This window comes from Arcobacter ellisii (assembly GCF_003544915.1).
Lineage (GTDB): Bacteria > Campylobacterota > Campylobacteria > Campylobacterales > Arcobacteraceae > Aliarcobacter > Aliarcobacter ellisii.
This window is the reverse complement of the sequence record NZ_CP032097.1, coordinates 1,312,628-1,326,950: the sequence shown is the minus strand read 5'-3', so window position 1 is coordinate 1,326,950 and position 14,323 is coordinate 1,312,628. Positions and strand designations below refer to the sequence as shown.

The window sequence follows — 14,323 nt, the reverse complement described above, 5'->3', positions numbered from 1 at the left end:
ATTTTATCTTATCAGATTTTGCTATCTTTTCTTAAAATAAAAAGTATAAATTTTCTCAAAATAAAAAGAATTTTGTATAAAAATTTTGAAAAAATATTTTCATAAGCAAAGAAAAAATGCAATTTTCCCAAAATTGTAGTTTTATCAACTGCACTATTTAAAAACTCTAAAGCTTTAGCACCTTGAAAACAATGATTTTCATATACAACTATAAAACCATCATTTATATCTAGGTTTTTACAAATATTTTCTAGTTCTATTTTATTTTTTCTAGCATCTATTAGTTTTAAATCAAAACTCTTTTTTAGCTTCAAAAAGTTTGTATAGTTTTTACAAAAAGGACACTCTTCATCGTAAAATAGGATTATTTGATTAGTTTTCATTTTCAAAATATATCAAAACTTTTGCGATAATTCTACAATCCTCTTTTTTATAAACAAGATGAGAAAAATCAGGATTTATAGATACAAAAAACTCTTTTTGCTCTATAAGACTAGCTTTTTTTATCCACATATTTTCATCTTTGTGAATCAAAAATATAGCTTCATCTTCAAACTCTTTTTGAGATAAATCAGCAACTACCAAAGAGTTATCAAGAATAACTGGTTGCATAGATTTACCTTTTACTTTTGAGACAAAAAGTGAAGCTTTAGAGTATGGAACTTTTATCAAATCTTCTTCAAACTCCAACTCTTTTTTTACTATTTTATTGTCTATTTCTTGGTGGTATTCTAGTTTTATTTTGTTCATGGTTTTTCTTTTTTAAATTAAACTAACTCTATTTTTAGTTCTTTTCCTAAAATATTTGCAAAGTTTTGAAGCGTTGATAGTTTTATATCTAAAGCATGATTTTCTATTCTTGAAATTGCTGATTTTTTTGTATTTAGTTTTATTGCAACTTCTTCTTGAGTAAATCCAGCTTCTGTTCGGGCTAATTTCAATAACTCCCCAATTTTAAAATCATCATAACCTTTATCAAAATTTTCTTCAAACTCTTTACTTAATTTTTTTCTTTTTTGTATATATTTATCTAAATCATCCATTTAAATACTCCTTTTTCCTTTTTTGTGCTAATTCAATCTCATTTTTTGGTGTCTTTTGCTCTTTTTTTCTAAAAGCATTTGTAAGAATAATCAACTTTCCATCATGTTCAAAACCAAGAAATCTAAAATTGTTATTTGAGAGTTGCACGCGAATTTCTATAATATCTTCAGTATTTACAAGCTTTTTGTAAAATTTTGTAGATATAAATTCATCTTCTCTTATCAACTTAAATACCCAAAGAACTTTTTCTACTTCTTTATTTGATAAAGTATCCAAAAACTCTTCTATAAAACTTCTTTGAGATTTACTTTTATAAAACAAAATCTCTTTCATAATATGTTAACATATATGTTAACTTTTGTCAATTTAATCATATTGTTATCTCCAAATTAAATAATATAACTGATTATATATAAAATCTAGATTTTGGATTTAAAATATTACAGATTGAAATAAATTTTATTTTTATTATTTTTAAAATAAAATTAGTATCTAAATTTACTAATTTTAAGGAAAATGAATGGAAGAAGTAAAAACAATTATTGATAATACAAAAAATTAGTATGATCTTGCTGATACAGCTTTAAAAATTGGATTAGGTGCATTAATTGCTGGATTTTTTACTTATATAAATAACAAATCAAATCACTCTCAAGAAAATAAGAAATTAAAATTTGAATTAAAAAAGAATATATTAATAGAAATAAACGAATTATCATCAAGATATTTTTATTTACTTATTCAGTTAACTGATATTATGGATAATAATTTAGATAATGATTTTGTCTCAAAAATTGAAAAAATTAAAAATCTACATCATTCTATGAAAGAATTAAATTCAAAAATTGATTTTAATTTAAGTTTATTATCTTTAGAATCTTCACGTAAATTTCTTCTTGATTATGAACAAGAAAGAATACATTTTTTTAAACTTTTAAATGATGGAAAAATTGATAATTCAAAATTAAAAAATATAGTTGAAAGATTAATACTTCATAAAGAAAATTTTTATTCTGAATTAAAAAAGTTTTTCGATAATATTTAATAAATTAATATTTTCTTAAACCTCCACAACTCGCTCAAACATCTCTTTTATTTCCATTTCATGGCTGATTAAAAATATTTGTCTATATTGTTCTTTGATTGTATGAAAGGCTTCGAGGATTTCCATTCTTCTTGTATCATCTTGACTTCCAAAAACTTCATCAAAAGCCAAAAACTCTACACTATTTGCACCACTTAGTTCACTCAAAGTTTTTGAAATAGCGATTCTTAAAACCAAGTTTGCAAGGTCGATTTCTCCACCACTGAATCGCTCTATTGGATACTTTTTGCCTTCATCATAGATATAAAAGTCAAACTCATTTGAAACTTCGATATGTTGATATTTTCCTTTTGTGATTTGAGCAAACATATTTGAAGCAATATCAGAGATTCTTGGAGCTACTTTTGAGTTTAGTTTTGTTTTAAACTCTGCTAAATTTATTTTAATTTTTTCATAGTCATTTAGGTCATCTTTTTTTGTTTGTACTTTTTTTAGTTGAGTTTCATTGTTTTGTAAACTCTCAAGTATAGTTTTGATTTGGCCTTCAATAGTTGCTATTTTTACTTTTAAATCATTTATAAGAGTTACTAAACTATCTTTTTGTTTTTGTACCTCATCAAACTCTTTTGCTTTTTCTTGATGTTTTACCTCATCATAGTTTATAGCTTTATACTCTAAATCTTTTTGCAGAAGTTCTAAGTTGTATTTATCTTGATTATGCTGTGATGCTTCTAACTCCTCTTTTATAGTATCAACTCTTTTTAGCATAGTTTCAAGTGAGAGTATATACTCATACTTAGTTTTTAACTCTTTTTGTTTTAAAAGCAGTTCTTCATGTAAGTTCTTATCATAACTATAGATTTCAAGTTTTGCTAACTCTTCTTTGTTTTTTACTCCCTTTTGTGTCACTTTTTCAAAGTGTTCTTTTTGGACTTGTAAATCTCTTTTTTTATTTTCTATTAGATTTATCTTTTTAGAGATTTCAAAATGCTCTTTTATATGTGCTTTTTGTAGTTCTTCTAGTTTTTCTTTTTCATCTTTAATATTTGCTAGTTGTTCTTTAGAAAAATCAATCTTTGTATTTTGTGTATTTAGTACTATTTGTTCAAGTGAGAATATAACACTATCATACTCATCTAAAAGTGGTCTTGTACAAGTTGGACAGTTTGATTCTTTGCCTAGCGTTGTGATATTTTCTATTTTCTTTTTTATATCAGCTATTAGCTTTTCTTCACCTGCTATTTCTTGTAATACTCTTTTTTCATCTAACTCTTTGTTTGTTAGAAGTTGTTTATATTTTTCTATACTCTTATCTAACTCTTTTTCTTTTTCTACTAACTCTAAATGCTCTTTTGTTTCAAACTCTAATACCTTTATACTATCCTTTGCTTTTGTGTATTGTTCTCTTAACTCTTTTTGCTCTAAAAGTAATCCATCTTTTCTTAAGCTATACTCTTTTAGTTTATCTTGCTCTTTTAGAGTTTCATGTAGATTTATATACTCTTGTTTGATAGTTTGTAAACCTTTTAACTCTTCTTGTTTTGTATATAGTGTATTTAATTCATTTTGTAGTTTTTCTTGTGTTTTTTGATGAGAGTTGATTGTATTTGTTAGAAGTTCACATCTAGCTTTTAAACTTTGTTTTTGCTCTTTTGTTTTTGTAAATAGTTCTAACTCTTGTTTTATAGTAGAAACTTTTTGATTTAACTCTTCTAAAACTAAACTTTGTTTATCTATCTCTTTTAAAAACTCCTCTTTTTGAACTGTTTGTTCAACTATATTCTCTTTTTTTATAGTTATATCTTCACTACTTAGTAATACTTCTTTAAAAGCATCTATTTCTCTTTTTAGCTCCCTACTCTTTTCTATTAACTCTTTTTCTACAAAATCAATCTTTTCAAGCCCTAGAAGTTTTCTAATCATCTTTTTTCTATCTTCTGGTTTACTATTACTTAAACTTGTAAGTTCTTTTTGACTAGCAAATAAAGTATGCATAAAAGCATCTTTACTCATCTTTGTTAGATTAGATATAGCTGTTGTTACTTCTTTTGCTCCAGTAGTTATAAGTTCTTCATTTTTATATAGTTTTGCATTTGCACTTAAAGTTTTTCCTCTAAATTCTCTGATTATCTTATATAAACTTTCACCTATTTCAAACTCTAGTTCAACACTAACTATGTCTTTTTGTGAAGCATTTGCATTTCTTACTACTTCTTTATCACCTTTGTTTCTTAGTTCACCATATAAAGCAAATAAGATAGCTTCAAAAATAGTAGATTTCCCACTTCCATTTTTTCCTATAATTCCTATAAGTCCTAAATCAAAAGAGATTTCAAATGAACTATACTTTTTAAAGTTTTCTAGTTTTAGTTTAGTTAGTATCATAACTTACCTCTTCATACTTAGAAAATAGTTCTTGTGTCTTTTGTTTTAGTCTTTCATACTCTAGGTCATTGCAACTCTCTTTTATATGCTCTAAAAAATACTCTTCAAGTGATATTGCTTCAAGATTATCAATATTTGATGAGGTAATATCTTTTTTAAACTCTCTTTTTATACTAACACTTAAAGCCGTTGGAAATAACTCTTTGATTTGTTTGTTTTGAATATCTATTGAGCCTAATGGTGTAAGATTTGTTAGTTTTACTTCTACTATTGCATTTTGGCAATCACTTGTATCTAAAGCTTGTATTGAAGCTTCCAAATCACTACAATCTATCTCTTTTTGTCTAATAGTTCTTATGTTTATCTCAATGTAGTCTATAGTAAGTGTATCTTTTATATTTGCAACTATAAAACCTTTTGAATTTCGTTTATCATTTAAACTTGTTCGCTCAACGCTTCCACTATAGTAAACATTTTCATACTTTCCAACTTTTCCAAAACCATGCCAGTGCCCAAGAGCCACATAATCCATCTTTTCAAATATATACTCTTTATTTGATGGATATACCCATTCTCCAAACTCACTCATCAAATACCAAGCACCAACGCTACAGTGCATCATCATGATATTTCTTTTGTTTTCGTCTATATTCGCTTCACATGAGTTTATTTGCTCACATGCAATATTTTCATCATTCATATGAGGCAAAGTATGAAATACTACATCTTCAAACTCTATTTTTTTATACTCTTGATTATATGAAACATAGATATTTTTAAAGTTTTCAAATATCTTTAAAATAGGCGAACTTAGATTTGTTCTTGGTGTTGAGTGATTTCCAGCTATTAAAATAAATGGAATATTTAAAGCATTTATTTCATTGAACTTTTCAAGTGCATAAGTAATAGCTCTATTACTAGGACTTGCTCTATGAAACAAATCTCCCGTGTGGATAATATAATCAGGTTTTATTAGTTTTATTTGTTCAACAACTTGAGTAAAAGCATCATAAAAGTCCGCTTCTCTTTGGTTGATATTGTTTTCATTTATAATATCAAGGTCATTAAAACCCAAATGAGTATCGCTAAAATGTAGTATTTTCAATGTTAAATCTTTCTTTTTTAAAAATTATTAAAAGATTATAACAAACTATTTACTCACAAATGACTTTTTTAAATTAACTTATACTCTATTGGAATTTGAATCTCTATACTTTTATTTGTTTTTGGGAACTTTTTTGAAGCCTCTTCAATAGCTTCAATTGTTGCATTTTGTAGAAATTTATGCCCATCAATGATAGTTATATTTTCAATAACTCCATTTTCATTTAGTTTAAATTTTACAGTTACAACTCCTTGAATTGATAACTTTTTAGCTTTTAGAGGATATTTTATATTTTGATTTATCAAATCTCTAATAAGTGCCAAATGTTTTTCCAAATACTCTTTTTTTTCATCAACTACTGGTTTTGGAGCAACTAATTCTTTTGTTTCTTTTTGTATAGTACTATTTACTATATTTTCTTTAACATTTTCCTCTTTTGTAGGATTTTTTTGCTCTTTAATTTCCTCTTTTTTAACTACTTTTTCTTTTTCTATTTTTTTCTCTTTTGGCTTTTCTGGAACCATTTTCTTTTCTTCTTTTTTAACTACTTTTTCTATTGGTTCTGGCTTTATCTCTTCTTTTACTTGCTCTTTTATTTCTTCTTGTATAACCTTTTCTTCTTTTATTTGATTAACAACTGGCTTTTTTTCTAACTCAATATGATTTAAAGATATTTTTTGAATAGTTTTAGGTTCATCTAAAATCATCTTTTTATCCATAAAAAGATAGAAAAGCAAAAAAGCAAAAAAAGCATAAAAAACTAAAGTTATTAAAAACGAGTTGAAATATCTATTCATTTTTCAGTCACTATTGAGATGTTTGAATATTCGTATCTTTTTAACATATCTAAAACTGATACAAAAATTTCAAATTTTGAATTTTTATCGCTATTTATATGTATTGGCGTATCTTTGGGAAATTGTAAAATATGTTCTTCTATATTCTTTAAACCCTCTATATTATTATTACAAAATAGAGTTCCATCCTCTTTTATAACTATAATTATCTCTTTATTTGCTTTTAGAGTATTTGCGTTTGAAGCTTCTGGTAAAGATATTGGAATAATCCCTCTTGTAATAAAGGTAGAAGTTAATAAAACTATTGCTAATAAAACAAGTAATACATCAATAAATGGTATTACGTTTATAGAGTCATACTTCTTCAACTTCATACAAACTCTCCAAAACTTCGGCATAACGCCCTAAAATATTATAAAAAATCTGAGAAATTATTGCAACTACAAGTCCAATAGCAGTTGCTTTTAAAGCAAGTGCCAATGAACTCATAATTTTTGCTGCATCAATATCTCCATTTCCCATAGACATAAAAGTAAGCATAATAGCCAACACTGTTCCAAGCAGTCCAATATATGGAGAATTTGAAGCAATTGTTCCTATGATTGTTAGATGTTTTGTTAAAGCTATATCTAAAGCCTTTTTATTTTTAAAACTTTTTACATCTAATTTTTTATAAAAGATTATTCTTTCAACAAAAAACCAAAATGAGATAAAACTCATAAACAATAAAAGAGCAATAACTCCATAATCTATAAGATTTTTTAGAACTTCTATATTCATTTGTTTTCCATATTCATTTGATGATTTTTGTGATTGTGTCCACCCATATTTGCACCATAAGTTTTAAATACATAACCCGTATAAAAATTTAGACTCATATAAAAAATTATAAGAGCAGAGGCAAAAGGAAAAGCAAAAACTTTTAAAATAGTTTTGCTCTCTATTAGTTTAAATCTATTTATCATCAACACAAAAGCCCAAATATAACCAATATGATTAAAAACTTTAAAAATATGAACCCACTCATCTTTTCTACTTGCAAGTGGTTGCATAAATTCAAGCCCTAAATAAAAAGCTTGATTAAAACCATTTACGATATTTGAAGCATAAGAATAAAAGAAAAACTCCCCAATATGTGATAATCCACCTATTATAAATAGTGGTGCAAAAGCATATCCTAAAGTGTAAAATGTAGTTTGAAAATTAACTTTTAAAATCTTTGAAGCTATAAACATACCACCAACACTTAAAACTATCGAAATTAATACTGCATATAAAAATGCAAAAAGCCCAACTGTGTCAATAGTGCCAAAATTTACAAATGATTCAAAATATCTTGCTGTTTTTGTCCAAAAGAACTCTTCAACTATTGCACTTCTTCCAAGTGCGTGATGAAATCCCATAGTTATACTAATAGCTGCTGTTATAAAAATCAATGCCCAAACTTCTGCTTTTGATGTTTTAAACTTATCAAATAGAGTACTTGAAGGTTTTTTTAATTTAAAAGCCACACTTTCACAAGCACTGCTACAATCCATACATAAAGTACAATCTTCCATAGAATTTTTCTTTGCAAAAGTAAATGGTTTTAAGTTATAACTACAAGCTGTTGCACAATCAAATGTTTTACAACTAGAACAGTGTTCTTTATAAGTTTCAAGTTTTGTAAACCCAACTTTTGAAAAAACTTTTGTCATAGTTCCAATTGGACAAATGTATTTACAGTAAGCCATTTCATCATAAATATAATAAAAAACTACAGCTATTATAGTCATAATAAAAAATAAAAGTGCTGTTGCATAAGGTATTTTGAAAAACTCAGGATACATATAATACGTAGCCCACCAACCAAAAAATAGTAAAAATACTCCAATAAAAGGATTTGCTAAACTTTGAGGAATTTTTCTTTTTAATCCAACTTTTGTAATAAACTTACCAATAAATCCATGGGGACAAACTCCACAAAAAACTCTTCCAAATGTTGAAAGAGTCGTAACCATAAAAAATGGCCAAAAAAGTCCCCAAAAAAGTCCAGTTGTAAAAAGATTTTTCTCTTTTGTTGGATTTATAAAACCAAAATAGATTGCATAAACAAATACTGTTAAAACTAAAACTTGAACAACTCTTTGAAATATCCTATTTTTAAAAATGATATTTAAAATAGGCATTCCAAAAATATCATTTTTATCTCTTTTTACAAAATTTACCATGATTATTTCCTAAAATTTATATGTATATGTAAGCATTGTCATTCTAGGACTTGCAGCTTTATATGACTCAATTCCATAAACATCTTTTGAAGCTTCAGAAGCATAATATTTATCAAATAAGTTATTGATATTTAATTGAATATTGTGGCTATTTTTTTCATATCCAACCATAAAATCTGTAATTAAATCATAACCTTCATATTTTTGAGTATTTGCATTATCCATATAATAACTTCCATAAGTTCTTGCAGTTACTCTTGTTTTAAAGCCATTTGCTAAATTATAAGCTGCAAATAGTGAGTATTGATTTTTTGGAATAAATGGCATATAGTTTCCATCTCTTGAAACTAAACTTCCTCGTACTGATTCATTAAAAGTATCAAATTTAAAATTACTATAAGCATAAGCTCCACCTACTTGAATAGATGAAGTTAAATCATAAGCTAAGTTATACTCTAAACCTTTTTTATCAGTTTTTCCCGCATTATCATAAATAGAATCTCCATTTGCATCTTTGATTTGAATAATCTCATCATCTACAAAATTTTGAAAAAGTGCTAAATCAGAAGAATAATCATCAGTTCTAGTTTTTAAACCAACTTCATAGTTTACACTTTGTGATTTTTCTAAATCTTCATTTTCTCCTAGTTCACTTGTTGTTGGTGCTTGATTTGCACCTGCAATTGAAGCATAAATATTTGTGTTGTCTGTGATAGCATAAGTTGAACCTACTTTTCCTGATAATAAAGTAAATGAATTATCAATAGCATACTCACCAATACCAGCTTTATAACTTTTTGTTGAATAATCATAAGTAGTAATTTCATTTCCATCTATATCAAATTTTAGTTTATCAACTCTTGCACTAATATCAAAACCTAATTTATCAGTTACTTTGAAACTTTCCATTAAATAAGTTCCATAAAGCAAAGTTTGAGAGTCTTCCGTTCCAGCTAAAAGACCTTTTTCATTTGATAAAGTTTTTACTATTTGAGTTACACTTGAAGGTGGCCAACCAGATGTTACAGTTTGAGTTTGAATATCTCTATATTGATATTTTTTAGAATCATTTGTTTTATCCATTTTCAAAGTTACACCACCAACAAACATTGCATCTTTTGAAAACAGTTTATGAGCTGCATTAAACTCTAAATCTGTACCAAATACTTTATTGTCATCACTATCATTTATAAGTCCAGTTACAGGATGATAATGTTCCCAAGAGTTAAAATAAAATCTTGGTTTATATGTAATATTTCCAACTTCTTTCTCATATTTACTATTTAAAGATACTATTTTTGAATCCCTTGCACTATTTTGCCATTGATTTGAAGTGTCATGTTGTTTTCCTGTTTGTTTAAAAATTTCAAACTCTTCTCTTGTCATAGAAGCAGGAAGATTTAGATTTGATTCAGTGTATGAAAGTTCATTTTCGATTGTTGATTCATCATCAAAAATATGACCATACTTTAAAGTAGCTTGTGTAGTATCAAACTCATTATTATCTCTCCAAGAGTTATCTATTTTTCTTGAACTAAAAGTAAATGAAGCAAAATCGTTTTCATCAATTGCTCCTCTTAGTTTTAGATTTACATTTTTTTGATTATCGTTTCCAACACCAACTTTAATACTATTTTTATCTTCATCAAAAACTGATTTTGTGATTAACTGAATAACTCCACCAGTTGAATTAACAGCATTAATTGAACCAGGTCCTTTTTGAACTTCAATACTCGAAACATCTTGCATATCAATAAAATCAAATCTTGTAAATGAATCAGGATCAGTCATAGGAACCCCATCTTTCATCACCATAATTTCTCTTACACCATATCTAGCTTTTAATCCAGCACCTCTAATAATCAATCTTGGACTAGGACTATTTGATGAAGATTCAGCTATTACACCTGGAATATTTTGTAGAGCATCTTGAATATTTAAGATATTTTTATCTTCGATAGTTTTTTCATCTACAACAGCAATACTTTCACTTATCTCTTTTGTGGCTTTTTCTACTTTTGTAGCAGTAACAGACATCTGTTCTAAGTTTATTGTTTCAGCAGATAAAAAATTTGCATTTAATGCAATTAGGGCAAATATCGAGTATTTTAGTCTCATTTCGTTCCTTCAAATAAGTTTTTGAAATGATAGAACTACTCTGTTAACTTTTTGTTAATTTTTTGTTAGATTTGTAATTAGAAGGAAAGTTATCCCAAGAAAATTCTTGAGATAAACTAAAAATTAAGACATTATTTCTTCAATAGTGATATAATCTCCAACTCTTCCTGTCATTTGTTCAACATCTGTATTAACTGGAAGTGTTTTTTTACCAGGAACCCAACCAGCTGGGCAAACTTCACCAGTTTTACTTGCATGTTGCCAAGCTCTTACTTGTCTTAAAAACTCATGTACATTTCTTCCAACCATTGGCGCTTGAACTTCTTGAGCTACAACAGTTCCTTCTGGATTGATTAAGAATCTTCCTCTAAGTGCTAATCCTTCTTCTTCAATCATAACTCCAAATGCTCTACTTACAGCACCTGTTGTATCTGCACCAATAGTTAATTTTAATCCTTTTAATAAAGGTTCAGTTTCAACAAATCTTTTATGAGAAAATTTAGTATCTGTTGATACAGCTAAAATTTCAACACCAAGTTCTTGGAACTCATCATATTTTGCATTCATTGCTGCAATTTCTGTTGGACAAACAAATGTAAAATCTGCTGGATAGAAACAAACTACATGCCATTTACCTTTATAATCTTCACTACTTACAGTTACATAGTGACCTGTTTTTGAATCATAGGCATCCATTTTGAACTCTGGAACTTTTCTTAAAACTAAACTTGAACTCATATTTTTTTCCTTTTTTATTTCATTATTATTTTCATTATCTAAAACTATTTCTTTTTCTTCAATTGGTTTTGCACCTGTATCACAAGCCATAAAAACTCCTTTATTTTACAAAGGATAATATTTTTCCTTTGATAAAAAGAATTCTATATCTTTATTTATTAAACTTAACTTAATTATAAAATATATTTATAAATTTATCATAATTAAAAATTATAATTTAATCCAAATGTAAAAAATTTAGAACTAACATCATCTCTATTTTCAGGTAATTCTTTTGAATTAGAATAGATATATTTAGTTATTACATCTATATTTTGAAATTTTTTTCCTAAACTTACTAAATAAGTTTTATTTTGTTCTAAAGCATGATGTTCTACTTTTAAACCATCTTCTTGAACTGAGAATAATCTATCACCATTTATCACTCCTAAACCTAAAATAAAGCCATTATAATTTGCATTAAGATTTAAAAAATAGCTCATATAATAATTATCTTCTAAAATATAATTTTGATATTTTTCTCCATTTATATCTATATATTTTATTCCTGTTTGGGCTTGAAAATTAATATTCTCAAATCTAAATTTTTTTATAAATGTAAAATCATATTGATTAACATTAAAATCTTCATAATCACTTAAATAAGTGTCTAATTTTATTTGATTACTATTATCTATATTTTTATTAAATCCAAATCCATAAACTTTTCCATTATCTGTTGGAGCTAAATTATCTTCAATATTTATAAAAGAGGTTTTTATAGATAAGTCATTACTTATATGATAAAGATATTTCATACTTAACTTTTCAATTTCAAGAGAAGTCATTTTTATTTTTGTTAGTTCATTTTCTCTTTTTGTTAAACTATCTTCATAATTTATTGTTAATTCAGAATTTTGAAAATTATGTAAAAACCTATAATCTAAAGTTTTTCCTTCTGTTTTTGTTTTAGAATTATCATAATCTTTGTATGTATAATATGTAGATATCTCACTATTTGCTAATAAATAAGAACTTAAAAGTGCTGTTGTCACTAATATTTTTTTCATTATTTTCCTTTAAATTTTTTTTGAATTCTAACAAAAAATACTTATATGCAACTTAGTTGCATATAAGTTAATATAATAATTTATTCATAAGTTTTTAATATAATTTAATGTACTATAAAGAAAAAAATTTAAGGATTTATATATGAATTTAAGAGAAAAATTCTCACCAATGTGCTTTTTATCCTCTCTTGGAGCAGGAGGATTAAGTGTTTCATTTTTTATGTATTTAATGTTTTTAGTTCCCCATCCAAATACACCAATGGCAACTTATGATTTTATTATGCCAGCTTTATTAAAAGGGGATTGGTTATCTTTTGTAATCTCTTTTTCTTTAGTATTTATTATTGCCTTTGCTTTTTTACATTTTAAATTATTAGTTTGGAATACAAAACAATATTTTATGTATAAAAAAACTAAAGCTTATGAAGATTTAAAAAACTCAAATGCACAAATTACCCTTATGACTCTACCTTTGACATATACAATGACAATAAATGTATGTTTTGTTTTAGGAGCGGTTCTTATTCCTGGTCTTTGGGGAGTTGTTGAATATTTGTTCCCTTTTGCTTTAATTGGGTTTATAACAACTGGTTATTTTTCTTTGAAAATATTTTTTGAATATTTTTCAAGACTTCTAATCAAAGGGGATTTTGATTTTTCTAAAAACAATAATTTATCTCAAATGATTTCTATATTTGCACTTTCAATGGTTGCAGTTGGCTTTGCAGCACCAGGGGCTATGAGTCATAATTTAATTATAAACTCAATTGGTATTTTTGGAGCTTTATTTTTTGCTTCCCTTGCTATTTTATTAATGTTAATAAAACTTACAATTGGTTTTAAAAATATGTTTGAAAAAGGTTTAGGATTAGAAGCAGCTCCATCTATTTGGATTATTATTCCAATATTAACTCTACTTGGAATTACATTTGTAAGAATATCTTTTGGTTTAGAACACAACTATTCAACACCATTAAATAAATCATCACTTTTTGTATTTACATCAACGATTTTATCTTTACAAATCATATTTGGTGTTTTAGGGTACATGGTTATGAAACAAATGGGTTATTTTGAAAAATATATAGAATCAACTGAAAAATCAGCTGTTTCATTTGCTTTGATTTGTCCAGGAGTTGCTTTTTTTGTTTTTGGTATGTTTTTTATAAATTTTGGATTAGCATATAATCAAATCATTTCAAAATATTCAATTGCATATTTTATTTTGATGATTCCTTTTATTTATATTCAAATAAAAACTATTATCTATTTTTTCAAACTTTATAAAAAGTTTTCTTTTTAAAATAGATAATTTTTATCTTATTATAAGTTAAAACTATCTAAAATTGATAAGTTTTAATTATAATATTAAAACAATTTTATATAAGGATTTATAATATGAAAAAAGGTTTATTAGTTTTATTATCTTCTTTACTTTTATCAACAGCGAGTTTTGCAAGTGATAATATGGCAAAAGGTTTAAATGTTGTTATAACATCACAAGATGCTCAAACACAAATAATGGGAATGGTTTTATCAATGATGACTTTAAAACAGAATAAAGAAGTTAATATGACTCTTTGTTCAAATGCAGGTGATTTAGCTGTAAAAGGAATGGAAAGTCCTATTTTAAAACCTCAAGATAAATCACCTAAAATGATGCTTCAAGCATTAATTAAACAAGGTGCTAAAGTTCAGGTTTGTCCTCTTTATTTACCAAATGCTTCTAAAGATGAATCTGTTTTATTAGAAGGAATTACAGTAGCAAAACCAGATGAAGTTGCTAAAAAATTATTAGATAAAGATTATCAAAACTTAAGCTACTAAAAAAT

The 14,323-nt window shown here is 26.1% G+C and carries 16 protein-coding genes; 3 read left to right on the top strand and 13 right to left on the bottom strand.

What is annotated here, in order from left to right; genetic code table 11:
- Nucleotides 1-11: 11 nt before the first annotated feature.
- The 4 genes from AELL_RS06810 to AELL_RS06795 are packed head-to-tail and all read right to left on the bottom strand — an operon-like array spanning nt 12 to nt 1,377.
- Nucleotides 12-383: a DCC1-like thiol-disulfide oxidoreductase family protein gene (locus AELL_RS06810; protein WP_118918626.1), complete on the bottom strand. Its 372-nt coding sequence runs from the start codon at nt 381-383 to the stop codon at nt 12-14.
- On the bottom strand, nt 373-750 hold the full coding sequence (locus tag AELL_RS06805; protein WP_118917223.1) for a S24 family peptidase: 378 nt from the start codon (nt 748-750) through the stop codon (nt 373-375). The genes AELL_RS06810 and AELL_RS06805 overlap by 11 nt, the downstream gene beginning before the upstream one ends.
- A 17-nt stretch (nt 751-767) precedes the next feature.
- Nucleotides 768-1,043 carry a helix-turn-helix domain-containing protein gene (locus AELL_RS06800; RefSeq protein ID WP_118917222.1) on the bottom strand — a complete coding sequence of 92 codons (276 nt, stop codon included), beginning with the start codon at nt 1,041-1,043 and terminating at the stop codon, nt 768-770.
- Nucleotides 1,036-1,377 carry a type II toxin-antitoxin system RelE/ParE family toxin gene (locus AELL_RS06795; protein ID WP_118917221.1) on the bottom strand — a complete coding sequence of 114 codons (342 nt, stop codon included), beginning with the start codon at nt 1,375-1,377 and terminating at the stop codon, nt 1,036-1,038. Before AELL_RS06795 ends, AELL_RS06800 begins: the two co-directional genes overlap by 8 nt.
- Nucleotides 1,378-1,801: 424 nt before the next feature.
- Here AELL_RS06795 and AELL_RS06790 point away from each other — a divergent pair, with 424 nt between their 5' ends.
- Nucleotides 1,802-2,089 (top strand): hypothetical protein, encoded by a 288-nt coding sequence (locus AELL_RS06790; RefSeq protein ID WP_118917220.1) that lies wholly within the window; start codon nt 1,802-1,804, stop codon nt 2,087-2,089.
- Nucleotides 2,090-2,104: 15 nt separating this feature from the next.
- Here the strand turns inward: AELL_RS06790 and AELL_RS06785 are convergent, their stop codons facing one another.
- From AELL_RS06785 to AELL_RS06745, 9 genes are all read right to left on the bottom strand, one after another.
- On the bottom strand, nt 2,105-4,474 hold the full coding sequence (locus tag AELL_RS06785; RefSeq protein ID WP_118917219.1) for an AAA family ATPase: 2,370 nt from the start codon (nt 4,472-4,474) through the stop codon (nt 2,105-2,107).
- A complete protein-coding gene (locus tag AELL_RS06780; RefSeq protein ID WP_118917218.1) occupies nt 4,461-5,579 on the bottom strand; it encodes a metallophosphoesterase family protein in 1,119 nt (372 codons plus the stop codon). Before AELL_RS06780 ends, AELL_RS06785 begins: the two co-directional genes overlap by 14 nt.
- A 68-nt stretch (nt 5,580-5,647) precedes the next feature.
- On the bottom strand, nt 5,648-6,286 hold the full coding sequence (locus AELL_RS06775) for an energy transducer TonB (protein ID WP_164967238.1): 639 nt from the start codon (nt 6,284-6,286) through the stop codon (nt 5,648-5,650).
- 86 nt (nt 6,287-6,372) lie between these two features.
- Nucleotides 6,373-6,750: a TonB system transport protein ExbD gene (exbD, locus tag AELL_RS06770; protein ID WP_118917216.1), complete on the bottom strand. Its 378-nt coding sequence runs from the start codon at nt 6,748-6,750 to the stop codon at nt 6,373-6,375.
- Nucleotides 6,731-7,156: a TonB-system energizer ExbB gene (gene exbB, locus AELL_RS06765; RefSeq protein WP_118917215.1), complete on the bottom strand. Its 426-nt coding sequence runs from the start codon at nt 7,154-7,156 to the stop codon at nt 6,731-6,733. The genes exbD and exbB overlap by 20 nt, the downstream gene beginning before the upstream one ends.
- Nucleotides 7,153-8,586: a 4Fe-4S binding protein gene (locus AELL_RS06760; protein WP_118917214.1), complete on the bottom strand. Its 1,434-nt coding sequence runs from the start codon at nt 8,584-8,586 to the stop codon at nt 7,153-7,155. Before AELL_RS06760 ends, exbB begins: the two co-directional genes overlap by 4 nt.
- 9 nt (nt 8,587-8,595) lie before the next feature.
- A complete protein-coding gene (locus tag AELL_RS06755; protein ID WP_118917213.1) occupies nt 8,596-10,704 on the bottom strand; it encodes a TonB-dependent receptor in 2,109 nt (702 codons plus the stop codon).
- 123 nt (nt 10,705-10,827) lie between these two features.
- Nucleotides 10,828-11,532, bottom strand: a complete 705-nt coding sequence (locus AELL_RS06750) for a peroxiredoxin (RefSeq protein ID WP_118917212.1) — start codon at nt 11,530-11,532, stop codon at nt 10,828-10,830.
- Nucleotides 11,533-11,645: 113 nt separating this feature from the next.
- Nucleotides 11,646-12,491, bottom strand: a complete 846-nt coding sequence (locus AELL_RS06745; RefSeq protein ID WP_118917211.1) for a hypothetical protein — start codon at nt 12,489-12,491, stop codon at nt 11,646-11,648.
- Nucleotides 12,492-12,633: 142 nt separating this feature from the next.
- On the opposite strand from AELL_RS06745, the gene AELL_RS06740 reads away from it, so the two are divergent.
- Together AELL_RS06740 and AELL_RS06735 are read left to right on the top strand one after the other, a co-directional pair.
- Nucleotides 12,634-13,794: a TsoY family (seleno)protein gene (locus AELL_RS06740; RefSeq protein WP_118917210.1), complete on the top strand. Its 1,161-nt coding sequence runs from the start codon at nt 12,634-12,636 to the stop codon at nt 13,792-13,794.
- Between the two features lie 95 nt (nt 13,795-13,889).
- A complete protein-coding gene (locus AELL_RS06735; RefSeq protein ID WP_118917209.1) occupies nt 13,890-14,318 on the top strand; it encodes a DsrE family protein in 429 nt (142 codons plus the stop codon).
- Nucleotides 14,319-14,323 lie beyond the last annotated feature (5 nt).